At 59.1% G+C, this 25,090-nt stretch carries 19 protein-coding genes and 1 pseudogene; 9 read left to right on the top strand and 11 right to left on the bottom strand.

Annotated elements, in window-relative coordinates; translation table 11 throughout:
* Positions 1–37 precede the first annotated feature (37 nt).
* Genes H2515_RS00100 through def form a run of 6 tightly spaced genes read right to left on the bottom strand, consistent with a single transcriptional unit; the run spans position 38 to position 6,722 of the window.
* Positions 38–1,438, bottom strand: coding sequence for a sigma-54-dependent transcriptional regulator (locus tag H2515_RS00100; RefSeq protein ID WP_035191760.1), 1,401 nt, complete (start codon positions 1,436–1,438; stop codon positions 38–40).
* Between the two features lie 21 nt (positions 1,439–1,459).
* On the bottom strand, positions 1,460–3,673 hold the full coding sequence (locus H2515_RS00095; RefSeq protein WP_065412491.1) for a sensor histidine kinase: 2,214 nt from the start codon (positions 3,671–3,673) through the stop codon (positions 1,460–1,462).
* Positions 3,643–3,993, bottom strand: coding sequence for a hypothetical protein (locus tag H2515_RS00090; RefSeq protein WP_198660615.1), 351 nt, complete (start codon positions 3,991–3,993; stop codon positions 3,643–3,645). The genes H2515_RS00095 and H2515_RS00090 overlap by 31 nt, the downstream gene beginning before the upstream one ends.
* Positions 3,990–5,288: a 16S rRNA (cytosine(967)-C(5))-methyltransferase RsmB gene (gene rsmB / locus H2515_RS00085; protein WP_065412493.1), complete on the bottom strand. Its 1,299-nt coding sequence runs from the start codon at positions 5,286–5,288 to the stop codon at positions 3,990–3,992. Before rsmB ends, H2515_RS00090 begins: the two co-directional genes overlap by 4 nt.
* Complete coding sequence (gene fmt, locus H2515_RS00080) at positions 5,285–6,226, bottom strand: methionyl-tRNA formyltransferase (RefSeq protein ID WP_198660614.1); 942 nt, start codon at positions 6,224–6,226, stop codon at positions 5,285–5,287. Before fmt ends, rsmB begins: the two co-directional genes overlap by 4 nt.
* Positions 6,219–6,722 (bottom strand): peptide deformylase, encoded by a 504-nt coding sequence (def, locus tag H2515_RS00075; protein WP_035192063.1) that lies wholly within the window; start codon positions 6,720–6,722, stop codon positions 6,219–6,221. Before def ends, fmt begins: the two co-directional genes overlap by 8 nt.
* Before the next feature lie 82 nt (positions 6,723–6,804).
* Here def and H2515_RS00070 point away from each other — a divergent pair, with 82 nt between their 5' ends.
* The 8 genes from H2515_RS00070 to minE are packed head-to-tail and all read left to right on the top strand — an operon-like array spanning position 6,805 to position 14,194.
* Complete coding sequence (locus H2515_RS00070; RefSeq protein ID WP_198660613.1) at positions 6,805–7,896, top strand: LysM peptidoglycan-binding domain-containing protein; 1,092 nt, start codon at positions 6,805–6,807, stop codon at positions 7,894–7,896.
* On the top strand, positions 7,893–8,990 hold the full coding sequence (gene dprA, locus H2515_RS00065; RefSeq protein WP_198660612.1) for a DNA-processing protein DprA: 1,098 nt from the start codon (positions 7,893–7,895) through the stop codon (positions 8,988–8,990). Before H2515_RS00070 ends, dprA begins: the two co-directional genes overlap by 4 nt.
* 9 nt (positions 8,991–8,999) lie before the next feature.
* The gene (locus H2515_RS00060) at positions 9,000–9,437 is read left to right on the top strand and encodes a DUF494 domain-containing protein (RefSeq protein WP_014027528.1); all 438 of its coding nucleotides are present in this window, start codon (positions 9,000–9,002) and stop codon (positions 9,435–9,437) included.
* Positions 9,438–9,440: 3 nt separating this feature from the next.
* Entirely contained in the window at positions 9,441–12,029 is a 2,589-nt protein-coding gene (gene topA, locus H2515_RS00055) for a type I DNA topoisomerase (RefSeq protein WP_198660611.1), read from the top strand.
* Positions 12,026–12,352, top strand: coding sequence for a ferredoxin FdxA (fdxA, locus tag H2515_RS00050; protein ID WP_065412508.1), 327 nt, complete (start codon positions 12,026–12,028; stop codon positions 12,350–12,352). The genes topA and fdxA overlap by 4 nt, the downstream gene beginning before the upstream one ends.
* A gap of 29 nt (positions 12,353–12,381) precedes the next feature.
* Positions 12,382–13,113, top strand: coding sequence for a septum site-determining protein MinC (gene minC, locus H2515_RS00045; RefSeq protein ID WP_065412507.1), 732 nt, complete (start codon positions 12,382–12,384; stop codon positions 13,111–13,113).
* Positions 13,114–13,131: 18 nt separating this feature from the next.
* Positions 13,132–13,941: a septum site-determining protein MinD gene (gene minD, locus H2515_RS00040; RefSeq protein WP_014027524.1), complete on the top strand. Its 810-nt coding sequence runs from the start codon at positions 13,132–13,134 to the stop codon at positions 13,939–13,941.
* 1 nt (position 13,942) lies between these two features.
* Entirely contained in the window at positions 13,943–14,194 is a 252-nt protein-coding gene (minE, locus tag H2515_RS00035; protein WP_014027523.1) for a cell division topological specificity factor MinE, read from the top strand.
* A 312-nt stretch (positions 14,195–14,506) separates the two neighbouring features.
* Here minE and H2515_RS16410 read toward each other — a convergent pair.
* Positions 14,507–18,015, bottom strand: a pseudogene (locus H2515_RS16410) (FAD-dependent oxidoreductase).
* Positions 18,016–18,102: 87 nt separating this feature from the next.
* Here H2515_RS16410 and H2515_RS00025 point away from each other — a divergent pair.
* Positions 18,103–18,891 carry a UDP-2,3-diacylglucosamine diphosphatase gene (locus H2515_RS00025; RefSeq protein ID WP_065413290.1) on the top strand — a complete coding sequence of 263 codons (789 nt, stop codon included), beginning with the start codon at positions 18,103–18,105 and terminating at the stop codon, positions 18,889–18,891.
* Here the strand turns inward: H2515_RS00025 and gyrB are convergent, their stop codons facing one another.
* The 4 genes from gyrB to dnaA all read right to left on the bottom strand — a co-directional run bounded on the left by gyrB (position 18,892) and on the right by dnaA (position 25,090).
* Complete coding sequence (gene gyrB, locus H2515_RS00020; protein WP_035192043.1) at positions 18,892–21,294, bottom strand: DNA topoisomerase (ATP-hydrolyzing) subunit B; 2,403 nt, start codon at positions 21,292–21,294, stop codon at positions 18,892–18,894.
* Positions 21,291–22,349 (bottom strand): DNA replication/repair protein RecF, encoded by a 1,059-nt coding sequence (recF, locus tag H2515_RS00015; RefSeq protein WP_198660610.1) that lies wholly within the window; start codon positions 22,347–22,349, stop codon positions 21,291–21,293. The genes gyrB and recF overlap by 4 nt, the downstream gene beginning before the upstream one ends.
* Before the next feature lies 1 nt (position 22,350).
* Entirely contained in the window at positions 22,351–23,448 is a 1,098-nt protein-coding gene (gene dnaN, locus H2515_RS00010) for a DNA polymerase III subunit beta (protein ID WP_035192041.1), read from the bottom strand.
* A 283-nt stretch (positions 23,449–23,731) separates the two neighbouring features.
* Positions 23,732–25,090, bottom strand: a complete 1,359-nt coding sequence (gene dnaA / locus H2515_RS00005) for a chromosomal replication initiator protein DnaA (protein ID WP_035192039.1) — start codon at positions 25,088–25,090, stop codon at positions 23,732–23,734.

The following is a 25,090-nucleotide window of genomic DNA, read 5'->3' as shown; positions in this document are numbered from 1 at the left end:
ACCGTTTTCGCTATTTCTTTTGCCCCCTGGACAACCCCTACCCCTCATCCCCATCCTCGCCCACATGCCGTTCGCCCTTCAGGGCAATACTCAGATTCTTCAGCTTGCGATACAGGTGCGTGCGCTCCAGCCCCACCACTTCTGCCGTCCGCGCGATATTCCAGTCATTACGGGCCAGATGATATTCGAGGAAAGCACGCTCAAAACGTTCCCGAGCGCGCTTCAGGGTACCGCCAAAATCTTCCCCATCGAAATTACTGTTGGCAAGGACGAGGCGATTATCCAGACCCAGCGCGCCCTCTACCTCTTCCGCACTGACCTCCGGCCCTTCCGCCAGAATCAGCAAGCGCTCCACCAGATTCTGCAATTCGCGGACGTTGCCCGGCCAGGGATAATGGTGCAGCACATCCAGGGTTTCCGGAGCGAAGTGGCGCGCCGCCAAGCCATCGCGGGCGCCATAAAAGCGTACAAACTCTTCTATCAGCGCCGGAATATCTGCACTCCGCGCGGACAGCGGCGGCACCTTCAGGGGCAGGGCACTGAGCCGGTAGTAGAGATCGCTGCGAAACTGCCCGCTCTGCACGGCCAGTGCCAAATCCTGTGCGCTTCCGGCGATCACCCGTACATCCACGGGCACGGGCGTCGTCCCACCCACCCGGATAATGCGCCGCTCCTGCAAGGCCGAGAACAGCCGCGCCTGAGTTTCCAGGTCCATATCGGCAATTTCATCAATGAAGAGCGTCCCGCCATGGGCCACTTCCAGACGTCCACGGGTCAGTTTGCCATGATCTTCATTGCCGAAGAGCTCAATGGCGACATTGGGGCGAGCGATGGCGGCGGCCCGCAGGTCTACGAAAGGCCCCTGTGCCCGTCGGCTTTGCCGGTGCAGATAACGCGCGGCCACTTCCTTTCCGCTACCCGGCTCGCCCAGCAGCAACGCCCAGGAGTCCACCGCAGCCACCCGCTGCAACTGTTCGCGAAACTGGCGAATCGCCGGGCTCTCGCCGCTCGGCCGCTCTATCCAACCAGCCTGGGCGCGCAGATCGCGGTTCTCGCGCTGCAAACGACTGGATTCCAGGGCATGGGTAACAGTGAGCAGGGTTTTGTCCAGGGACAGTGGCTTTTCGATGAAATCATAGGCGCCCAGCTTGGTCGCCTGCACCGCCGTTTCGATGGTGGCGTGCCCGGACATCATCACCACCGGCTGCTCCAGACCCGCTTCAGCCCAGCGTCGCAGAAGGCTGACACCGTCCTCACCGGGCAGCCAGATATCGAGGAGGACGAGGTCCACCATCTGATCGCGCAGCAGCGCTTCGGCGGCTTCCGCGCTCCCTGCCGTTTGCACGCTGTAGCCTTCGTCCTCCAGAATTTCTGCCAGGGTCGCGCAGATATCGGGTTCGTCATCTACCACCAGAATATTCAATCGTGCCTCTTCCATGTCGCCTCCTGAATGCTTGTTTTAACCCAACGGAAAATCAATAACGATACGTGCTCCGCCATGCAACCCCTGATTATCCGCAACAATCTGCCCGCCATGCTCCTCAACGATACGCCGGACGATGGCAAGACCCAGTCCCGAACCCTTCACCTTGCTGGTGACATAGGGCTCAAAAACCCGCGCCAGCAACTGGGCCGGGAAACCGGGTCCGTCATCCAATACACTCAACTCTAGCATCTTTGCCGGATCGGAGTCGGTCAAGCGGGTGCGAATCAGGATATGTTTACCCTCAGGAGGGTCTGAATCCCCCTGCAAGGCATCAATGGCGTTGCGCAGGAGATTATTGAGGATCTGGCGCAGCCGATGCACATCCGCACGCAGGGGGGGCAGGTCCGCACCCAACTCGGTCCGAATCTCCACGCCATTCTCTTGCCCGCGATACAGGTCGAGCACGTCCAGAATCAGCGTGTTCAGATTGAGCGGGCGCAACTCCAGTTGCGGCTGCCGGGCGTACTCCGAGAAGGCATCCACCATCACCTTGAGGGCATCCACCTGATGGATGATGGTGCGGGTGGCACGATCCAGGGTCTCCCCCTCATCGCCAAGGCGTTCCAGATATTTGCGCCGCAGCCGCTCGGCGGAGAGCTGAATGGGGGTGAGCGGGTTCTTGATCTCGTGGGCCAGACGCCGCGCCACTTCACTCCAGGCGGCGCTGCGCTGGGCGGCGACCAGCGTACTGATATCATCAAAAACCAATACGAAACCTCGACTACCGGCGTCATCCGCAAAGTGTGCGCCATGCACGATAATGGTCTGTGGCCCGTCGGAGCGCTCGATCTGCAACTCTTTTTGCATCCCGTTACGAGGGTGTTTCACCCAGTCCGCCACCAGCGTCCACAGAGGCTCCAGTGCGGTGCCATCGTGCAATATATCCAGAGCGCTGCCCCTGGGCAAGTCTTCCTGGAGGATATGAGTCGCTGCGGCGTTGACCTCGGCCAAATAGTTTTCGCCATCAAAGGTCAGGATGCCGCTGGAAATCTGTCCGAGCACGGTTTCCAGATACAGCCGCCGCTGCTCCGCCTGCTCCTGCGCCGCCGCCGCCTGTTGCTTGGCCCGCGCCAGTTGTCGGGTCATATTGTTGAACGAATGTATCAGGACACCCAGCTCGTCGTGACTCGCCACCGTCTGCAAGGGAATAAACTCACCGCGTGCCACCGCCTGGGTACCCGCCGCCAGTCGTGCGATAGGTGCCGTCAGTCGCCGCGCCAGGTGCAAGCCTATCCATACCGCCGACAACACGGCCAGCAGCAAGGCCACCGCCAGGCTGAGCTGAAAGGCCGTCTTCATCGGTTCGCGCATGAGCATCAACTGGTGGTAGCGGGTATAAGCCACCTGCACCGCATCTGCTGCCTGCGTCAGCTGCTCGGGGATAGGCTGCTCCACATAAAGAATATGACTGCCCTGTCCCAGATGCGGACTCAGTACTGGGATCAGCACCTTCACCAGCAAAGCACCGTTGGGCTCCGGCTCAATAGAGGCGGTCGGGTGGTTCTCTTCCATAGCGAGGATTTCCCGGCGCGGCAGGCGCGGTGCCAGACTCAGGTTATCGCTGCTGGTGGCAATAATCCGGTTATCGCCGGAAAAGAGCGTGACACTGCCCAGATGATACTGATCGCGTAAGGCAATCACGGTGATTACGGCGTTGCTGTCAGACTCCCCCACCAGGGCCTGAGCGATGCTCTCCGCCGCCAGCAGGGTGGAATTACGGTAACGGTCCACGCCTGCCTTCGCCACGTTCAGTGCCTGATCCAACGCACTCTGCACCGCGCTGCTGAACCACGAGTCCACGCCCCGATTCAGATATTGCCAGGAAAAACCGAAGACGATGGCTGCCGGCAGAAAACTGAGCAGGGTAATAATCACCACCAGACGGGTGGCCAACTGACTGCCCACTTCGCCGCGCCGCAGGCGCAAGAGCAGCGCCACCACCGAGACCAGCACCAGAATGACCAGAAAGAGGACGACTCCTGCGGAAATCACCAGCATCGGCACAAAATAGTGGCTCAGCGGCCCCCCGGCACTGGTGAAAAAGTTAACCCCCAGAAAGGCGACGATAGCCAGCAGGAGCAGACCAGCGCCCCAGCGCGGTCCCACCCGCTGCCGCTCCGGGGTGGCGCCGGCACTCAAGGCGCGCAACCAGTTTCTTAGTGCGAAAGGGGCGCGCTGACGATCCATGGGGACTCCAGTTTCCAGTGACCCAGCAGAGCACGCAAACGCAACGGCAGGGGTAAGGCCAAAATATCAATATATACCCGCACCGCCACCTGGTCGCGTGCCGCGGCGACCTCACTCCAGGGCGCGTATAAAGTGGGCATCCCGTGCTGATTCTCGATATCGCCCTGCGGGGTCACCTGCAAATGTTTCACGTGAAACGCCGAACCCACCATCGCTATCCCAGGCATGCCCAAAAAACCGCTACATCCGCTCAGGACAACGACAAATTGCTGTTGCCAGCCCCTGCGGGCAGGCAAAGGCAACGCGTCGTTCTGGTTCATGCGGCCTTCTCCAGCAAGGCATAGTAAAAGCCATCCATCGCGTCCTGTCCGGGCAGACGTTGTCCGGTCAGCGGGTGCGCAGAACGGTGCGCATCAGGATGCCGCTGGAGAAAGGCGATGATCTGTTCCTCGTTCTCCTCAGGCAGCACCGAGCAGGTGGCATAGAGCAACCGACCGCCGGGGCGCAGACAGGGCCACAGACCCTCCAGCAAGCGCACCTGCTGTACCACCGCCGCAGTCACATCATCCATTTGGCGGCGCAGACGGATATCTGGATGGCGACGGATTACCCCGGTGCCGGTACAGGGCGCATCCAGGAGGATGGCGTCATAGAACTCGCCATTCCACCATGTGGTGGTTTCTGCCGCATCGGCCGCCTGCAAATGCACTGTACCGCCTTGTCTTTCCAGTGTCTCACGCACCCGTTTCAGGCGTTCTGCGGAGCGGTCCAGGGCATCCAGGCGCGTCGCCCCCAGTGCCCACAGGTGGGCCGTCTTGCCGCCAGGGGCCGCACAGGCGTCGAGAATCCGTTCCCCCTCCTGAGGCGCGAGGATGTGGGCGGCCATTTGTGCCGCTCCGTCCTGCACTGCCACCCAGCCGGCATCCCAGCCCGGCAGGGTCGCGACCGGCACACTGGCGGGCAAACACAAGGCCGCGGCACTCCACGCCACGCCTTTCGCTTCAAGACCTTGTTCTGCCAGCAATTGCCGATAGTGGTCAGGATCCACCCGTTGCGTATTCACGCGCAGCCAGAGGGGCGGCGCCGTGTTATTGGCCGCGGCAATGGCGGGCCAGTCTTGGGGATAGGCAGCGCGTAAGCGCGCCGCCAGCCAGGCCGGATGCCCGAGATCGCGATCGACCAGTGCCCCATCCAAAACCTCCCGCTCACGCAGATAACGACGCAGAACGGCATTTATCAGGCCGCGCGCCCAGGGCTTTTTCAGTGCCTCCGTCATCGCAACCCAATCATTGACTACGGCGAAGGCAGGCCGTTGCCCATGGCGCAACTCAAAAAGCGCCAAACTGAGCAGGAAGCGTAAGTCGGTATCTTCCTCGCGCCAGTCTTTGCGCAGCAGTTTTGCGGCCAGGACCTGCACGGGCAGGTACTCGCGCAGAGTGCCCAGAACCAGCCATTGCATGGTCGCACGATCAGCACCTGTCAACGATACCGGCAACAGGGCAGCATCCACCGTCTGCCCACTATCCACGCCCTGCAACACGCCGATGGCCGCCTTGCGCATCGCCACACCCGCTGTGCTTCTCCCCCGTTCAGTTTCTGGCCGCGTTTCCTTCATCCCAGTACTTCACCGATTTGCGGACGATAACCGCGGGCGAAATCACTGCCGCTGAGCACACCCTTGCCTGCGGGTTGCACCGCCAGCAACTGCAATTGATCCTCGCCACAGGTCACCACTACCCCGTCTTTTTCCACGGCACTGATGGTGCCGGGCGCCTGCTCGCCCCGGACAGCCAGTATCTGCGTCTGCCAGACCCGCAAGCCTTTGTCGCGGAAAAGGGTATGCGCGACAGGGCTGGGGTTGAAAGCCCGCACCAGACGCTCCAGCGTCGCCGCGGGGAGTTGCCAGTCGAGGCGTGCCTCTTCTTTCTTCAGCTTGCGGGCATAGGTCGCCAGGGCGGGGTCCTGGGGTCCGGGTTTGAGCCGATTCGCCCAAAGCCCGTCCAGAGCCCGGCGCAAGGCAACGCCGCCCAATCGCGCCAAACGGTCATGGAGGCTGGCTGCCGTGTCATCGGGTGCAATGGGCACGCGCTCCGCCCACAGCACCGGACCGGAGTCGAGCCCGGCTTCCATCTGCATGATGGCGACACCGCTTTCTTTGTCACCCGCCGCAATGGCCCGGGCAATGGGCGCCGCGCCGCGCCAGGCAGGCAGGAGACTGGCGTGGACATTGATGGCGCCGCGCGTCGGCAGGTCAAGAACCGCCTGCGGCAAAATCTGTCCATAGGCCACAACAATCAGCAAATCCGGCGCCAGGCTGCGGAGCAAGTCCAGAGCCTCCCCCGTCTTGCAAGATTCCGGCTGAAAAACGGGAATGCCGGCAGCCAAGGCCTCCTGCTTTACCGGGCTGGTCTGCAATGCCCGCCCCCGGCCCGCCGGGCGATCCGGCTGAGTCAATATCCCGACGACTTCTTCCGGACCGCGCAGCAATTCGGCCAGAATGATACGTGCGAACTCCGGCGTCCCGGCAAAAACAATGCGCTGTTTTCTAGTCACCGAGCCGCACCCTTTTGTCCGCCTTACGACGAATCAGGTTTTGCTTGAGGCGGGACAGATGATCCACCAAAAGGGTACCGTTGAGATGGTCGATCTCATGTTGCAGGCAAACCGCCAGCAACCCGTCGGCCTCCAATTCAATGGTCCTGCCCTGCACCGTGGTCGCGCGCACCGTCACTTTTTCGGCACGCCGCACCATCTCCAGTACACCGGGTACCGACAAACAGCCTTCCTTCATCTCTTCTTCACCCGTGCTCGCAATAATTTCCGGATTCACCAAGGTCAGCAGATCATTGCGATTTTCTGAAACATCCACGACAATCAGACGATGTCCGGCGGCCACTTGCGGTGCAGCTAAACCGATACCAGGGGCATCATACATGGTTTCCGCCATGTCATCGGCCAGTTGCTGAATTTGTTTGTCCACCCGGGCTATGGGCTGGGCCATGCTCTTGAGGCGGGCATCGGGAAACTCAAGTATTTTCAAGAGGGGCATTTCGTCACCAATTATTACCATCCGGCAAAAATCGTATCTTGAACTAATACTATTCCCTGCGGAAGTCCGGAGGAGATCATTCATGCAGAAGTACATCTGGCGCAACACCCTATTTTGTCTCGGCCTCAGCGCCATGGCCCCGGTAATGGCGCAGGCTGCGCCGTCCGGCATAGGGCTGCGCACTGAACAAAGTTACACCGTCAAATCCGGAGATACCCTCTGGGGAATCGCCGCACATTTCTTGCGGCATCCCTGGCAATGGCCACAGATCTGGCATAAGAATCCCTACATCCATAATCCTAATCTCATTTATCCCGGTGATCGCATCGTGCTCAGCCACGGGGCCAACGGTCGGCCGGAACTTCGGGTAGAAAGATCTTATGGTTCTCATGCAGGAGGTTCTTCGGTCGTCGAACTGCATCCACCGATGATGGTAGAGCCCTTACCCACCGTGGCTACCGGCGAGGTGATGCCCTTCCTCGGTACGCCGGGGGTTATCGCCAGCAAAAAAGCTTATGATGCATTACCTTATCTGGCGGCCGGTGCCAACAGCGGCCGGATCGCCTACACCGTGGGCGACAAGCTGTATGCTTCCGGTCTGAAACGGGTTCCGGTGGGTACCCGCTACGGTATCGTCGCTCTTGGGCCGGAACTGCACCGTCCCGGTGTCGAGAAGCCACTTGGTTATGCGCTCTACGACCTGGGCAGCATCATCGTACGCAGTAACAGTTCCCACGCAGCTGTCGAGATTGCCAATGCCCGCAGGGAAATCTCGCTGGGCGATCGTCTGATCCCCGAAGCGAGCGCCAAAATACCTCGTTATTTCCCCAGCGCGCCCGCCCACCCGGTAAGCGCTCAGATCATCGCCAAAATGAGTGACTACCCGGAACTCCTGGTGGGTCAGGTCGTTATCGTGGATCAAGGCCGGGAAGCTGGATTGAGCGATGGGAATCTGCTGCGGATTGAAAGGGCCAGGGGAGATACGAAAAATGCCGTGACCGGCAAATCCTTCGCTCTGCCGCCGCAGAAAGTGGGCGAAGTGATGGTGTTTCGGGTATTTCCCACGGTCTCCTACGCTGTGATTACCAGGGCAACACGTGGCATCTTAGTGGGTGACAAGCTGGCCAGCCCGGGCCCTGTAACAGCCAGCGACAGCGCTGCAGGAAACGAGTGACAGACCGGGCCTGGCTCGCCCTCAGCCGTATCCCCGGCCTCGGTCCGCTTCGCCAACGTGCCCTGCTCGAACGCTTTGGTGCGGTAGAGCGCTGCTTTCAAACCGGGGCCGGAGCCTTGCAGAACCTCGGCCTGCAAACGGGACAAATCGCCGCCTTGCAGAAGGCGCCCGAGGACATTCTCACGCCGGCAGACCAGCGCTGGCTGGAAAGTCCCGACACCGACCTCTGCCGCTGGACCGATGCCGATTACCCGCCCCTGTTGCGCCATATCCCTGACCCGCCCCTGCTGCTCTATTTACGCGGACAGCGCGCCGGTCTGAATCAGGCCATGCTGGCTATCGTCGGCAGCCGCAGCGCCACGACTACCGGCATCGCCACCGCCGAAGCCTTTGCCAAAAACCTGGGTGAAGCGGGTCTTACCATCTGTAGCGGCCTGGCCCTCGGTATTGATGCCGCCGCCCATCGCGGTGCCCTTCACAGCGGCACCGTCGCCGTACTTGGTACCGGTGCCGACCTTATCTACCCGCGCAGTCACCTGCAACTCGCCCGTCAGATTACCGAACAGGGCCTTATCATCAGCGAACAGCCCCCCGATACCGGTCCACGCAGTGGTCTATTCCCCCGCCGCAACCGCATCATCAGCGGCCTCAGTCTTGGCGTGCTGGTGGTCGAAGCGGCTGACGGCAGCGGTTCGCTGATTACCGCACGGCTGGCGCTGGAGCAGGGCCGTGAAGTCTTTGCTATCCCCGGCTCCATCCACTCACCGTTGTCGCGCGGCCCGCACCGTCTCATCCGCGACGGTGCCAAACTGGTCGAAAGTGCCGAAGACGTCCTCAGCGAACTCGGCCCGCTGTACGCCGTGCTGCGCAGCAGTCAGGCCGCCGCACCCGCAGCAGACTGGCGGCCGGAAGATTCAACACAAGCTAAAGTTTGGGCCGCCATGGATTTCGACCCTCTCGCCCCGGAACAGATCGCCAGCCGCTGCGGATTGACGCTGACCGAGCTTTCGGCCATCCTCTTGGACATGGAATTACAAGGTTACCTCGCGGCCTGTCCCGGCGGTCGTTTCTGTCGCCTCCCACCGGCTTCCTAAGGCCACGGTATGGAAGACGTCATCGACATCATTAGTTATTTGCTCGACCATCTCGACGACGAAGACGACGAGATGGTAGAAGAGCGTTTGCGCGCCGTCGGTTTTCCGGACGACGATATTCAGCGCGCCCTCGACTGGATGGAAGGCTTCGCGGTAGAAGCGCAAGAGGACACCAACCCCCGTTCACTGCGCGCCTACCATCCCTACGAACAGCAAAATCTTTCTGTGGCTGCCCGCGGGCAGCTCCATGACTGGGAGCGGCTTGGCGTCATTAACGGCGCCATGCGTGAACGCATTATCGATCGCCTGCTTGCCCTTGGTCTGGACGATACCGATCTGGAAACACTCGACTGGGTGACTTTTATGGTGATGGCCAATGATCCCGGCCCGGAGGCCTTCTGGGTCGATGCCTTACTGGGCGCCGACGGCGCACGGATTCTTCACTGACCCATGGCATATCAGCTCGTTATCGTTGAATCACCGGCTAAAGCCAAAACCATCCAGAAGTATCTGGGGGATGACTTTCAAGTGCTGGCCTCCTACGGCCATGTACGCGATTTGCAGCCCAAAGAGGGTGCTGTAGATACCGAACATGATTTCGCCATGCGCTACGCTGCCATCGAGCGCAACGAGCGCCATGTGGACGCCATCACCAAGGCCCTGCGCGGCGCCGAAAAACTTTGGCTCGCCACCGACCCGGATCGCGAAGGCGAAGCTATCTCCTGGCATCTGGTGGAGCTGCTGCGCGAGCGTCACCTGCTCGGCAACATGCCCACGCAACGCGTCGTCTTCCACGAAATCACCAAAAAAGCCGTGCAGGAAGCCATTGCCAACCCCCGCGAAATCGCCATGGACCTGGTCAACGCCCAGCAAGCGCGCCGCGCCCTCGATTATCTGGTGGGCTTCAATCTGTCGCCGCTGCTCTGGCGCAAGGTGCGTCCGGGCCTCTCGGCGGGCCGGGTACAAAGTGCTGCGCTGCGTCTGATCTGTGAGCGCGAAAACGAAATAGAAGCCTTTGTCAGCCGCGAATACTGGACCATCGCCAGTCACCTGCAGCAGGCCGGTAGTGATTTCAGTGCACGCCTGACCCACTGGCAGGACAAAAAACTCGAACAGTTCGACGTTACGGAAAGTGATCAAGCCGCAGCGATCCGCAGCGGTATGGAAGACGATCTCAACCGCCAACCGCTACGGGTCCGGGAAGTGGAACGCAAGAGCCGGCAGCGCCAGCCGGCAGCGCCCTTCACCACGTCCACCCTGCAGCAGGAGGCCTCGCGCAAGCTCGGCTTTAACGCCAGCCGTACAATGCGCGTCGCCCAGCAGCTCTATGAAGGCATCAATATCGGTAACGAAACGGTAGGCCTTATCAGTTACATGCGTACCGATGCCGTCAATCTTGCCGAAGAGGCCATCGCTTCTATCCGCGACTTTATCGGCGACCACTACGGCGGCGAATTCATCCCCGAAACTCCGCGCCGCTACAAGACCAAAACCAAAAACGCCCAGGAAGCCCACGAAGCCATCCGCCCCACGGACATCGCCCGCACCCCGGAGGCCCTGCAGGGCGTGCTCGAACGCGACCTCTGGCGCCTTTATGATCTGATCTGGAAGCGCAGCATCGCCTGCCAAATGGCGCCTGCGCGTATGGACCTGGTCGCTGTCGATATGGACGCGGGCACCCACTGGACCCTGCGCGCCAACGGTTCCACCGTCACCTTTCCTGGCTTCATGGCCGTCTATCAGGAAGGCAAGGATGACGGTGACGAGGACGAGGGCAACCGCATTCTACCGCCCCTCAATACCGGCGATGAACCACAGGTGCTCGGCATTAACCCCGAGCAGCACTTTACCGAGCCCCCCCCCCGTTACAGCGATGCCACTCTGGTTAAAACCCTGGAAGCCCATGGCATCGGCCGTCCATCCACCTATGCCAGCATTATTCAGACCCTGCAGAACCGCGAATATGTCGCTGTCGAGCAGCGCCGCTTCCGCCCCACCGATCTCGGACGGGTGGTCGGCCGTTTCCTGACCAACCATTTCGAGCGCTATGTGGATTATGGCTTCACCGCCAGCATGGAAGATGAACTGGACGCCATTTCCCGGGGTGAGAAGCAGTGGCAGCCGGTGCTCAGCGCGTTCTGGGGACCCTTTCGCGCACTTCTTGATGAAAAAGCCAACGTCAGCCGCACCGAAGCCACCAGTGAAGCGCTGGATGAAGCCTGTCCACAATGTGGCAAACCCTTGTTCCTGCGCCTTGGCCGCCATGGCCGTTTTGTGGCCTGTTCGGGGTATCCCGAATGTAATTATACCCGCCCGGTGGATGGCCCTCGCGAACCCGCCGAACCCGTAGGCCGCGACTGCCCGGACTGCGGCAAGCCGCTGGTCTATAAAACCGGGCGTTATGGCCGCTTTATCTCGTGCAGCGGCTATCCCGAATGTAAGCACATCGAGCCCCTAACCCAGCCTAAATCCTCAGGAGTCACTTGCCCCCAGTGCGGTGAAGGCGAACTGGTAGAAAAACGCAGCCGCTACGGCAAAGTCTTCTACTCCTGTAATACTTACCCCAAATGCAATTATGCGGTTTGGGGACCCCCGGTAGCACGCGCCTGTCCCCGTTGCGCTTGGCCGATAATGATCGAAAAAAGCGGCAAGCGCCTCGGTGAACAGCTCGCCTGTCCCCAGAGCGAATGCGCCTTTCATTTCCCGGTGAACGCCAGCGATACGGAAATTGCCGCCATGCTGGTTGACTACACCCCGCCACCGCCCCGCGAAAAGCGTGCACCTCCCGCCAAAAAAGCGGCTCCTGCCCGTAAGGCGGCGGCGAAAAGCACCAGAAAACCGGCCGTGAAAGCGGCAACGCCTGCTGCCAAAAAGCCCGTAACCGCTGAAAAAACGGCCGCAGTGGTAAAAAAACCAGGCAAAGCCAAGACCCCGGCGGCAAAGAAAAGCACCTCGTCCAAAAGTACGGTCGCATCAGCCAGCGAAGCGGCCACGCCTGCACCACGGAAGCGCTCTGTAAAGAACGTCACCGACTCATGACCTACGTCGTGACCGAAAATTGCATCCAGTGTAAATATACCGACTGTGCCGAAGTCTGTCCGGTTGAGTGCTTTCATGAAGGACCGAATTTTCTCGTCATTGATCCTGACGAGTGTATCGACTGCGCCGCCTGCGTACCCGAGTGTCCTGCCGACGCTATTTTCGCCGACGATGAGCTCCCTGCCGACCAGCGCGACTTCACTGCCATTAATGCCGAACTCACCATAAACTGGCCGGTCATCCTCCGCAAGAAGGCACCATTACCCGATGCCGAAACTTGGAATGGTAAGGGCGACAAGCGCCCTTTGTTGCGGCGCTCATGACGCGCGCACATCGATGTTTCACGTGAAACATGGCTAACCCCCGCTCCCCCGGCACGGAAGCCAGCGCGCCTTTACGCGTGTCCGGCGGCGTTTTCACCCTCTCCATCCTCCACCTGGAAAGCAACAACCCCCAACACTTGGCGCAACGTATCGCCGAAGAGCATCAACGCCACGCCGCTGCCGCCGATTTCCATCGCCATGCGCCGGTGGTCCTGGATCTGAGCGCCATACCCGAAGAGGCGCCTCTGGCTCTCGCCGAAATCTTGAATGTATTGCGCGTCGCCAACTGGTTCCCTGTCGGTTTACGCAATGCCGCTCCCCGCCATCGGGCATTGGCGCAGGATCTGAACCTTCCTGTTTTACGGGGCCAGGATCGTAACGCCACCCCGCAGCCAGAAACACCCGCACCCGCGCAATCCGTCCCAATAAGTCCGGGTGGCCTGACTATAGATCACCCAATCCGCAGCGGCCAACGCAACTATGCCCGTGGCGGCGATCTGGTCTGTCTGGCTGCCGTCAATGCTGGCGCTGAAGTCATCGCCGACGGCAACATCCACGTGTACGGCCCCTTACGTGGTCGCGCTCTGGCCGGCGTCAACGGGCAGGACGCTGCGCGGATTTTTTGCATGAGCCTGGAAGCAGAGCTGGTCTCTGTTGCAGGTCTATATCGCACCCTCGAAGCGGATCATCCCCTCTGGGGCAAGGCAGCACAGATTTACAGCCGCGACGAGCAATTGCATATTACTGCTTTAACCTTATAAGTCTTGGAGAAAAGAACCGTGGCCAAAATCATTGTCATCACTTCTGGAAAGGGTGGGGTCGGCAAAACCACCACCAGTGCCGCCTTTGCCAGCGGCCTCGCCCTGCGCGGCCATCGCACCGTCGTTATCGACTTCGACGTAGGGCTGCGCAACCTCGACCTGATCATGGGCTGTGAGCGACGGGTTGTGTACGATCTCATCAATGTCATCCAGGGCGAGGCTAAACTGCAGCAGGCGCTCATCAAGGATAAGCGCTGTGAGAATCTTTACGTGCTGCCCACCTCCCAAACCCGCGACAAAGATGCCCTGACTACCGAAGGGGTAACAGCGGTTATGGATGAACTACGCAAGGAATTCGATTACATCGTCTGCGATTCACCGGCGGGGATTGAGTCGGGGGCACTCATGGCGCTCTACCATGCCGATGAAGCCATTGTGGTCACCAATCCGGAAGTCTCCTCCGTGCGGGATTCCGACCGCATTCTCGGCATTCTAGCGGCCCGCTCACGGCGCGCGGAGCAGGGCGAAGAACCGGTGAAGGAACATCTATTGCTGACCCGTTACTCCCCCAAACGGGTGGAGGATGGGGAAATGCTTTCTCTGGAAGACGTGAAGGAGCTGCTACGTACCCCCCTGCTGGGGGTGATCCCCGAATCCGAAGTTATCCTCCAGGCCTCCAATCAGGGCATACCCGCCATTCACATGGAAAACAGCGATGTGGCCGAGGCCTATAAGGATGTCGTCGCCCGCTTCCTCGGCGAAGAGCGTCCCTTGCGTTTTATTCATCCGGTCAAGGTGGGGTTCTTCAAACGACTCTTTGGAGGCTGACATGTCCTTTCTTGATTACTTCCTCGGCTCCCGCAAGAAAACTGCCCATGTAGCAAAGGATCGCCTGAAGCTGATTCTCGCCCACGAGCGCGATGCCGATGGCCCCGACTTCCTGCCCGCGTTGCAGGAGGAACTCCTGGCAGTGATCGCCAAATACATTCCCGTAGACAAGGAAAATATCAAAGTGAGCATGGAGCGACGCGGAGATTATGAGGTACTGGAATTGAACATCCTGTTCCCCGATCAACATTGAGCACAGCGCCATTCACTTCAGGCTGAGCTGAAACGTGCTGATCGCGCCTATAATTTTCGCCAGGGCGACCAGCGAGTCCCATAGACTCCACAGCCGAAGAGGTTACCTTAGCGGCCCAAATTCGGCTTCACTCAAATTAGGTGATTCTCCATCACGACGAAAAACCCAATTATCGGGAGTGTTCTCATCGTTCAGCGGGGATAACTGTCGAATTTAGTGCCATCAGTCATTACGTAACCGTTACCGTATGGTGTCGATGTAGGTGCCGGGGCGCGGCGCTAATCGAATTCGATCAAAAATATGACTCTTTTATCATGCTCCCCCGCTCATGACATGATCCAGCCACTGGCTGGAGATCCTTTCCAGCAGACGATTTTGGCTTTGTCGAGCGGTGAGGTTATCGAGGTCGACCCAAGCCAGGGGCTGATCCTGCTGGGCACAGGAGAAGACCGCCTTGGTGCGCTGGCCCGTCTCCGGATCGATCTGCCATTGCAGACACTGGGCGCACACCCCTTTGAGCATACACTGCATGGGACTGCCCACCGTCGCCGTCGCCTCCAGATCCGCCCGGAAATAAGGTCGTAGCTCCGCCTTCAGCGCCTGCTGAAAACCCTTGAGCAAGCCGGTGGAACCCATGACCATCAGACGATCCACACTGCTCAGTGCTATCCCTGGCTCGCCCGGCGCCCCTGGTCCGGACAAATCCCCCGCCCCATAGGCGCAGAGCAGGGCCACCATGTCACTGGCTTCCACACTGAGATCCTGCGGCCGATGGGGGGTGATCAAGGGGCCGCTGCCCGTACACCAGATGATCTGGTCCGCAGCGGCTTCCAGCTCCGCCTGATAATCCAGTTCACCGGCTTTCGCCAGGGCCGCCACATAAAGCACGCGATTGCCCGCCGCCCGCAACGCCGGACCGATATCGAGCATCACCGCCGCACCCCAGCGTCCGGCGACCACCAGAATCGTCTTACCCGTGGGGATGTCGGTGGGGGCGCCAGTCGGCCCCATCAGAATCAGGGGATCGCCCGGCTGCAAACGACCCACCAGGCGCGGCCCGGTGCCCCACTGCAGGATCAAAAGGCGCACCGCGTCGCCTTCCACCCCCCGCACCGCTGACCGTCAGCACCGGAATCTGCAAACGGGTGCCGTCCACGATCGGGCTGTGACTCTCGAAGGTCTGCAAGCGGAAAAACTGACCCGGCCGGAAATTGCGGGCCGCCAGCGGGGCCTCCACCCACAGCTCGGTGACGGCGGGATTGCTGCGATCCATCCGCAGTACCCGCATGCTCAGCAGATGCTGCAGGCGCTCCTGAAAACGCTGCACATCCAAATCACTGGCCGCCGCCAAGGTCCCCAAAGCGTGCATGACCTGCGGATACGTCGCCTTGGCCGAAGCGATGGCCTTGACCACACTGCCATGAAACACCGGATGCGTATCCCCAATAAAACTGATCCGATGCCCGCTGTGGTCACCATAGGACGTAAAGGGACCGGCCTCCGGCGCCTTGCAATGTTCAGCCACCTGCACCGCCTGCAACGGCCCGTTAGCGTGGGCCACATGGGTCTGGAAATGGTCCCCATCCAGTTGGAAAGTCCCCGGATATTCCCGTTCATAGATGGTATTGGGGACGGTACCGGCGGCGATAAAGACGGCACGTGCGGGCAGCCGCAAATCCTGATCACTGGCCAGCCAGCGCCCTTCCACCTCGCGCATCCGGCGGAAGACCATGTGCGCGATATGCCCATAGCTATCCAGTTCAGCCCGCAGTGGATCAAGACCTTCGCCATAGTACAGGCCCTCTTCCATGGCCTTGATGAGCTCCTCATGGTTGCGCGTATAGGCGGGCGACTGCCGCATGCCTTTGCGATACGCCAGGGTCACGCCGCCCCAGGCATGGATCAGCGGCACGAAGTTGGGTGCTTCACCTGCAGTTGCTGCCCGCTCGCGTTCCGCGCGCACCGCCCGGCCATGGGTCAGGAACTCTTCCAGAATCTCGGTATCTTCCGCAGACAGCCCGGCGCGGAGCTTTTCTTCGCCGGAGCGCGCCGCCATCTGCTCATAGCGCGCCAGCACCTTCTCCACCTGCCGCACATAATAGGCCTGCACCTCAGTCGCCGTATCCACCGCCGTCAGACCACCGCCAATCACCACCGCCGGCAGGCGCACCTGCAGGTTAGCCAGGCTGGACTGCTTGCCCGCCCCGGTCAGCTGCAAGGCCATCAGGAAATCACTGGCCTGGCGCATCCCGCGCGCCAGACTCTCGCCCATGGGCACCACCCGCGGCAAGCCCGCGCCCGTGGCAATACAGACATGATCAAAACCCAGTTCCCAGGCATTCTCAAGGGTGACGGTACCGCCCAAGCGCACACCACCGAAAATCTGAAAATGCGGGCGTCGCACCAGGGTCAGATAAATCAGTTTGAGGAAATTCTTGTCCCAACGGACGGTAATGCCATATTCGGCCACCCCACCAAAACCGAGCAGAATGCGCTCATCGAGATCCTCCTGCAGACTGCTCCAGTCGCGAATGGGCTCCTCCAGCCACGGCGCGGGAAGGGGTTCGATTTTCAGGCCATCGATCCCCACGACCGCACAGCCTTCCTGCAAGAGATGATGGGCCATGGTGAAGCCCGCCGGACCCATACCCGCGACCAGCACCTTCCGCCCATTATAAGGCTGCGCCAGATATTGGGTGTGCCGCAGCGGATTCCAGCGGGTCAGCAGATCATAAATCTCGACCCCCAGGGAGGTTCAGCACATCGGTGAGGACCCGGGTCTCCACCTGCGGAATATTCACCGGATCCTGCTTCTGGTAAATACAAGCCTTCATGCAGTCGTTACAGATACGATGCCCGGTGGCGGGGACCATGGGATTGTCCACCATCACCATGGCGAGTGCGGCAATGTTGAGGCCATCGCGCTTGAGGAGCTGCATTTCCGAGATCTTTTCTTCCAGGGGACAGCCGGTCAGGGTCACGCCCAGCGGGTCCACCTTGAGACCCAGTTCCGGCACCCCTTTCTTCTCCGGAAAGCCCTTGGAGCAGAAATCCCCATCATGATCATGGCAATACAGACAATAATGCACTTCGCTCTGGACCCCGCGCAGGTCCATCCGCTGATCCGTGAGATGGAAACTGTCACGACGCCGCAAGGTGCCTTGCGGAGAGACAAAAGGCGCACCCGGGAGATCATCGCACCGCTGCAGCGGCACCAGGGCTTCGTGATCCACGCGTTGCGGCAGACGGAAACTCGACCAACCCGGCACCGCCAGACCGGCCTGTGGGTCGGTGAGGATAAGGGCACACCACTGCGTCAGACGGTGAATGGCCTCGGCATGCGCCACTTCATCCGTAAGCCATTCTTCACCCAGCCGGGCAACCGCCCATTCGCGATCCTCCTGCGGCCAGCAGCGCTGCTGGATTTCTGCATCCAGCCAGTGATCGAGATCGGCAAAAGATTCGGAAAATTCACCGCGGTAACGGCGCGCGCGGCGCAGCACAAAGTGCTTTTTGAAGTCCATGACCACATCATGGCTGCGGGTCCGGGCCTGTAACGCAGCCACCTCCGGCTCCAGACAAAAAAGCCGGGCGATAAACCGTTCAAGATGCGGCGCAAGCCGTAATAAAAACTCACTCCGGGCCTTGTCGGTAGGCTGATCTCCTGCCGCACGGTAGATCTGCAAGTTTTCCGCCAGGGTTTTGTCCTTTTCCGCCAGGGACCAAAGAAATTCCCCATCCAAACGCCCAAGCCCTTCATCAGTAAAAAGTTCTTTGTATTCAAAGTTAAATGGGTTAAGCACCATGATCTCCAGAGTCATACCGGCGGCTATACGGCGACCAGCTTTCATCAAACTGTCATATTTTGCTGGCAATATAGGGTTCTGTCACCTTTTCAGGATGGCCCTATGGCCCATTATCGCAGCATATTTCTATCGGATGTCCATCTCGGCACCCGCGGCTGTCAGGCGGAGAGCCTTTTGGACTTCCTGCGCCACAACTCCTGCCAGCAGCTCTATCTGGTCGGCGACATCATCGATCTGTGGCGCCTCAAAGTGCGCTGGTACTGGCCGCGCAGCCATAATACGGTGGTCCAGAAGGTGCTCCGTCTGGCCCGCTCCGGGGTAATAGTACGTTATGTCTGCGGCAACCATGATCCCGTCTACGAATTACTCTCCGACTATGTGCAAAACCAGGGCAACGCCCTTGCCCTTGGCGACATTGCCATCCTCCGGGAAGCTGTCCATGAGACCGCCGATGGCAAAAAGCTCTGGGTCATCCATGGTGATCAGTTTGATGCCGCCATGCGCTATGCCACCTGGCTCATTCGTATGGGCGATCATGGCTATACCCTGTTGCTCTGGAGCAACCGGCTGCTGCAAAGTGCGTTCCGGCGCCTGGGCCTGCGTCGCCACTGGTCCCTGAGTGCTTACATCAAGTACCGGGTAAAAAAAGCGGTACAGTTTATCAACGACTACGAACACCTGCTGGCCGAAGAAACCTCACGCCGCGGTTACGCTGGCGTGATCTGCGGCCATATCCACCATGCCGAGCAAAAAACCATCGATGGCATCCTCTATTACAACGATGGCGACTGGGTCGAGAGCTGTACCGCACTGGTCGAACATACCGACGGGCGCATGGAAATCATCCATTGGCCCATACCCCTGCGTTTTGATCAGCATGTTGCCGCGTAATCAGATATCGAGTCGCGATACGAAACGTGCATTTTCCTCAATAAAGCGGCGACGCGGTTCCACGGCATCGCCCATGAGCATGGAAAAGACCTCGTCGGCAGCGATGGAGTCTTCCACATCCACCCGCACCAGACGCCGGTTTTCGGCGTTCATAGTGGTCTCCCAAAGCTGTTCCGGATTCATTTCACCCAGACCCTTGTAGCGCTGAATCTCGATACCCCGACGGGCATCAGCCAGAAGCCAGTCCATAGCCGCACGGAAACGGCTGACGGTAAGCCCTCGCTCGCCGCGTTCCATACGCGCACCCAGGTGGATATTACCTTCAATCACCCGTGCATAATCGGCCAGATGCCGGTATTCACCACCGGCAAAGAAATCCTGATCAAAGAAACGTACTTCCTGACTGCCGTGATGTTCACGGCGAACCACCAGGCGCAAAGCCTCTGCTTCGCCCACCCGCTCCACCGTATAATGTTCGGCGGGCAGGGCGTTGATCTCCAATGCCGCGCGGAGTTGTTCCGCAAAATCGTCCCAGGTGGCGCTATCCGCCGACTCCGTAACGACAGGCGGCAACGTAGCCATGGCCCAGAGCAGGGTACCGGGATAGCGCCGCTCCAGGCGCTGCACCAAAGCCTCGATATTCTGGTATTGACGCATCATGCCGGCCAGTTGCTCTTCAGTTACCGGCTCAGCATCCACCGCAGGACGGAATTGGGCGCCCTGCATAGCAATTTCGCGCAGGTAGGCGGCCAGTTCGGTGTCGTCCTTGATGTAGCGCTCATCCTTGCCTTTCTTGACCTTGTAGAGAGGTGGCTGGGCGATATAAATATGGCCGCGCGCCACCAGTTCGGGCATCTGCCGGTAGAAGAAGGTCAGCAGCAGGGTGCGGATATGGCTGCCGTCGACATCCGCATCGGTCATGATAATGACGCGGTGATAACGCAGCTTGGCCACATCAAAATCCCCAGCCCCAATACCGGTACCCAGGGCCGTAATGAGAGTACCGATCTCATCCGACGAGAGCATTTTGTCAAACCGCGCCCGTTCCACATTGAGAATTTTACCCTTCAGGGGCAGAATCGCCTGATGCCGACGATCACGGCCCTGTTTGGCAGAGCCGCCGGCAGAATCGCCCTCCACCAGATAAATTTCGCACTTGGCCGGATCTTTCTCCTGGCAGTCGGCCAGCTTGCCGGGGAGGTTGGCAATATCCAGCGCACCCTTGCGGCGCGTCAGCTCCCGTGCCCGGCGAGCGGCTTCCCGCGCCCGTGCCGCTTCGACAATTTTGGCAGCAATGGCCTGCGCCTCTTTGGGGTGCTCATCCAAAAATATCGTCAATGCCTCGGACATGGAGGACTCTACGATCGGTTTGACCTCGCTGGAAACCAGCTTTTCCTTGGTCTGCGAAGAAAATTTGGGGTCCGGTACCTTGACGGAAAGCACCGCTGTCAGGCCTTCACGCGTATCTTCGCCACTCACCACCACCTTAGCCTTGGCGATGATGCCTTCCCGTTCCATATATTGATTCAGCGTACGGGTCAGCGCACCACGAAAGCCCGCCAGATGCGTGCCCCCATCGGCCTGGGGAATATTGTTGGTGAAGCAGAGCACCGCCTCGTTATAGCCTTCATTCCATTGCAGGGCGGCTTCAACGACAATACCGTCGCGCTCGCCGGTGAGGGTGATCACACTGGGATGAATGGCGGTTTTGCTGCGGTTGAGATGCTCCACAAAGGCGCGGATACCGCCTTCATAATGGAAAATTTCTTCCCGTCCGCCCCGTTCATCCAGCAGGGTGATGTGCACACCGGAATTGAGAAAAGCCAGTTCGCGCAAACGTTTTGCGATAATCTCGAAGTGAAAATGGGTATCGGCAAAAACCTGGGGCGAAGGTTTGAAGCGGATGATACTGCCATGTTTGCGTGACGCCTCGCCACGCGCAACCGGTGCCTGGGGTTCGCCGTCATGATATTCCTGGGTCCAGACATAGCCATCGCGGAATATACGCAACTGAAGCATTTCTGAAAGCGCATTCACGACCGAGACACCGACGCCGTGCAGACCGCCGGAGACCTTGTAGGCATTGTCATCAAACTTACCACCGGCATGCAGTACGGTCATGATGACTTCGACAGCAGAACGCCCCTCTTCGGCGTGAATGTCGACCGGAATGCCGCGCCCGTTATCGCTGACGCTGACCGATTCATCATCATGGAGGGTAACAACGATGGCGTCGCAATAACCACCGAGCGCCTCGTCGATGGCATTGTCCACCACTTCAAAAACCATGTGGTGCAGACCGCTGCCATCATCGGTATCACCGATATACATGCCGGGGCGTTTGCGTACTGCTTCCAGCCCTTTCAACACCTGAATACTGGTAGAATCGTATATTCCCGTCATGATGCTGTTTCCTTCTCAAGCTGGCCTGCTGCCAGACAAAAATGACCACCACAACTCACCGCCGCCGGAATCTGCCCAGCCGCGGTGACGGCAGCAAAGACCTGCACACCCAGCAGATCAAGTTCTTTCACCCACCAATCTCGCGCTGAAGCATCGAGCTCCGCCGCAAAATCGTCAATCAGTATGGTCGGCAGGGGCAGGCCTGCCTGCTTCAGGATTTTCACCTGCGCCAGGCGATAGGCCAGACCCAATACCCGCAACTGGCCGCGTGAAAGGATATCCAGTGCCGCTTTGCCGCGCACCCGAAACGCCAGATTGGCACGGTGCGGGCCGCTGTGGGTATAACCCATTTCGCGATCCTGTTCCTGATCCCGCTGCAGGCAGTCGCTTAAGGCCAAGCCCTCTTTCCAGCCACTGTGCAGATGCAGGCTGAGTCCGGAAAGTGACCCGGACCAGCGTTCCCAGAGGGTGACAACTTCAGGCTGCACCGTGGCCAGATGCGTTTGCCGCCGCTGCTGGATTTCTTCACCGGCGGCAATGACGCCATCATCCCAGGGTTGCTGACCATAACCGCTTTTCAGCCAGGCGTTGCGCTGTTGCAAAGCCCGCCGGTACTGGCGAAACACCGTGCCATAGTAGCGATCTGCGTAATAAATGCCCCAGTCCAGTACACGTCGGCGGTCTTCCGCCGTTCCCGCAACAAAATGGCTGTTGTCATCGTGCAGGCTTTGTAGTGGCAGAATGTCGAGCAGCATCCAGGCTGAACCGAGCGATTCGCCATCATAGCGTATTTCCCGCGTCTCGCCACGCCGACGCAAGGCGAGAAAATGATCGGGTAGGTGGGCGCTGACCAGATATTCGTTGTCATCCTCCCGCTGAACATGGCGGGGATTGCGTCGCCAGGTTTGCCCCGTGCCGAGAATATGGATGGCCTCCAGCACGGAGCTTTTTCCGGCACCATTGGCACCGATCAGCCAGTTCCATTGCTGATCCGCTTTCAGATCCAGGGTTTCTATGCAACGCACCGATTGGATATGCAGAGCCTCTAGGGGCATCTCAGAGACGGACAGGCATAATGATATACAGGGGATTATCTCCATCTATCGGAGTAAAAACTGCGCTGCTGTCGCTATCCTTGACGCGCATCCGCAAACTTTCCTGGGCGAATATCTGGGTGGTATCCGTGAGATAACGACTGTTGAAAGCAATATCCAGAGTGTCATTCTGATATTCAACAAGGATTTGGATCTCGCCTTCTTCCTGCTCCTCATTGCAACTGCGCAGGGTCATCTGGTTGTTGCTGAGGTGTAAATGGGTGGTCGGATTACGGTCGCTAACCAGGACATCACTTTGTTGCAAGGCACTTTTGAAGGTCTGACGGTCGAGTATGGCGAAGCGAGGATGTCCTTGGGGAATCACTCGCCGGTAATCGGGATATTTGGCGTCGATGAGTTTGCAGGCGAATTGTTGCGTGCCATCGTTGAGCAGAAAGCCGGTGTCCGACATCTCCAATGCGATATCGCCATCATCAAGAATCCGCAGCAGTTCAAGAACGGCTTTGCGCGGAAGAATAGCCTGGTAGCTCCCGCTTTCCAGGTTGTTGGCAAAAGGCAGGGTCATCATGGCCAGGCGATGACCGTCTGTGGCTACGAGACGCAGTTCCTGGCCTTCGACCTCGATGAGGACGCCGTTCAGAAAGAGCCGTGCGTCATTCTGTGCCATGGTGTTAGCGGTGACGGCAAGCGCTTCGCGAAAGGCTTTGGCATTGCAGTTACCCTGACAACGACTGCTGTGAGTACTGAGATACGGAAATTGATCGGCGGGCAACACATGCAGGGTGAAGCGACTTTTAGCAGCTTTTAGGAGCAGCTTTTCCCCGTCTTTATGAAATTCTATGGGGGTGTGTTCGGGTAAAGCACGGCAGATATCATAGAGCTTGCGAGCGGGCACAGCACAGGTGCCAGGAACATCTACCGGATGGTCCAAGTCGGCGGAAAGCTGTACTTCCAGATCCGTGGCGACGAAGCGGCAATGTTGCCCTGCGGCTTCGATGAGGACATGGGCAAGAATGGGCTGTACCGGTCGCCGGTCGGCAATGTTTGCCATATTCGCCAGAATAGGCAGGAGATCTTCGCGATCTATGGTGATTTTCATCAGGGTTTGCTCCTTGAGTGCCAGGTCTGAAAAGGGGCTGATCGGGCCGCTTTATATATATAATTTATATTTTTCCTTTTAACTACTACTATTATTAATGGCCGAGTAGCCTGTGGAAACGTGCTATAACCCATTACTCTGGATAGCCTAATGGGCTTTGACAAGCTGTCGGCAAGCTGTGGATAAGCCGGTATGCTTGGGGATAAAAAAGGGCCCTCTTTTTTATACAGAGTCGGCACAGAGGTTATACAGGGCCTTATCCACAGCTTGTGTGAGTGCTGGATCATGCGCCGAGAATCCGTAGCAGATTGCGGTAATCTTCATCCATCTGGGTGTCTTCCTGACGTAATTTATCGATCTGGCGGCAGGCGTGGAGGACGGTGGTATGATCGCGTCCGCCGAAGGCCTCGCCGATTTCCGGCAGGCTATGGTTGGTAAGTTCCTTGGTCAGGCACATGGCTACCTGGCGTGGCCGGGCGATGTTGCGACTGCGCCGTTTGGACTGCATGTCGGAGCCGCGAATATGAAAATACTCGGCCACGACTTTCTGGATGTTGTCGAGGCTGACCATGCGCTTTTGCACGTCGATCAGGTCACGCAGAGCCTCCCGGGCGGTATCCAGGTTATAAGGCTTGTGGGTGAAGTTGACATGGGCGATGATCCGACGCAGTGCCCCTTCCAATTCGCGGACATGGGAGCGGATTTTTTCGGCGATGAAAAAGGCTACTTCTTCAGGCAGATCGATGCCGCTTTCTTCCGCTTTGCAGAGGACAATGGCCATGCGCGTTTCGAGATCATGGGGCTGGATGGCGACCGTCAGCCCCCAGCCAAAGCGCGATTGCAGGCGCTCTTCCAGGCGGTCCACCTCTTTGGGGTAGCGGTCGCAGGTGATAATAATCTGCCGACCGCCGTCAAAGAGGGCGTTGAAGGTGTGAAAAAACTCTTCCTGGGTACGATCCTTGCCCGCAAAAAACTGGATGTCGTCGATGAGCAGGGCATCCAGTTTGCGGTAGCGCTGCTTGAAATCATTGATGGTGTTGTGTTGCAGGGAGCGCACCATGTCCATGATGAAGCCTTCGGAAGTAACGTAGAGCACCTTGGCATTGGCATCGCGTTGGAGAATGGCATTTCCTACTGCCTGCATGAGATGCGTTTTGCCCAGTCCAACGCCGCCATAGATATACAGAGGGTTGTAGGATTTTCCCGGATTTTTGGCGACCTGCAGGGCCGCTGCCACGGCCAATTGATTGGATTTGCCGGCGACGTAGGACTTGAAGGAAAAGCCCGGGTTGAGCCGGTTGCCATTGCGAGGATCGGTGATTGAAGTAGTGGCTGGAGTAGCCGCTACTACCGGGGCTAGGGCCGCCGCGCCGTCGGTGCTGAGCTCCAAGCGAAGCATCATTCCGGGTGCAAGCTCGCCGAGCACTGCTTCCAGTAGGTCTATCAGCCTTTCCCGCACCCATTCCATGACGAATGTATTGGGTGCGAAAAGGTGCAACTCGTTGCCATGCAACTCGCCACGAAGGGGGCGCAGCCAGGTATTGAACTGCTGGGCGGTGGTTTGTTCTTGCAACTGCACACACAGCGCCGCCCATAAGGCGTCGCCGTTGCGCAGCGCGGATGGCGCTGGATGACTACTCAT

This window comes from Acidithiobacillus ferrivorans (genome assembly GCF_016250455.1).
GTDB lineage: Bacteria > Pseudomonadota > Gammaproteobacteria > Acidithiobacillales > Acidithiobacillaceae > Acidithiobacillus > Acidithiobacillus ferrivorans.
Note: the sequence above shows the minus strand (reverse complement) of the source record. Positions and strands in the feature narration are given on the sequence as shown.

Bases quoted from the DNA above. Each gene is read 5' to 3' on its own strand.
- def (WP_035192063.1), bottom strand. From the start codon at position 6,722: ATGCCCCTCTTGAAAATACTTGAGTTTCCCGATGCCCGCCTCAAGAGC.
- H2515_RS00100 (WP_035191760.1), bottom strand. From the start codon at position 1,438: ATGGAAGAGGCACGATTGAATATTCTGGTGGTAGATGACGAACCCGAT.
- fdxA (WP_065412508.1), top strand. From the start codon at position 12,026: ATGACCTACGTCGTGACCGAAAATTGCATCCAGTGTAAATATACCGAC.
- recF (WP_198660610.1), bottom strand. From the start codon at position 22,349: ATGCCCCTAGAGGCTCTGCATATCCAATCGGTGCGTTGCATAGAAACC.
- H2515_RS00060 (WP_014027528.1), top strand. From the start codon at position 9,000: ATGGAAGACGTCATCGACATCATTAGTTATTTGCTCGACCATCTCGAC.
- topA (WP_198660611.1), top strand. From the start codon at position 9,441: ATGGCATATCAGCTCGTTATCGTTGAATCACCGGCTAAAGCCAAAACC.
- H2515_RS00090 (WP_198660615.1), bottom strand. From the start codon at position 3,993: ATGAACCAGAACGACGCGTTGCCTTTGCCTGCCCGCAGGGGCTGGCAA.
- minC (WP_065412507.1), top strand. From the start codon at position 12,382: ATGGCTAACCCCCGCTCCCCCGGCACGGAAGCCAGCGCGCCTTTACGC.
- H2515_RS00095 (WP_065412491.1), bottom strand. From the start codon at position 3,673: ATGGATCGTCAGCGCGCCCCTTTCGCACTAAGAAACTGGTTGCGCGCC.
- dnaA (WP_035192039.1), bottom strand. From the start codon at position 25,090: ATGAGTAGTCATCCAGCGCCATCCGCGCTGCGCAACGGCGACGCCTTA.
- minE (WP_014027523.1), top strand. From the start codon at position 13,943: ATGTCCTTTCTTGATTACTTCCTCGGCTCCCGCAAGAAAACTGCCCAT.
- H2515_RS00070 (WP_198660613.1), top strand. From the start codon at position 6,805: ATGCAGAAGTACATCTGGCGCAACACCCTATTTTGTCTCGGCCTCAGC.
- dnaN (WP_035192041.1), bottom strand. From the start codon at position 23,448: ATGAAAATCACCATAGATCGCGAAGATCTCCTGCCTATTCTGGCGAAT.
- H2515_RS00025 (WP_065413290.1), top strand. From the start codon at position 18,103: ATGGCCCATTATCGCAGCATATTTCTATCGGATGTCCATCTCGGCACC.
- rsmB (WP_065412493.1), bottom strand. From the start codon at position 5,288: ATGAAGGAAACGCGGCCAGAAACTGAACGGGGGAGAAGCACAGCGGGT.
- gyrB (WP_035192043.1), bottom strand. From the start codon at position 21,294: ATGACGGGAATATACGATTCTACCAGTATTCAGGTGTTGAAAGGGCTG.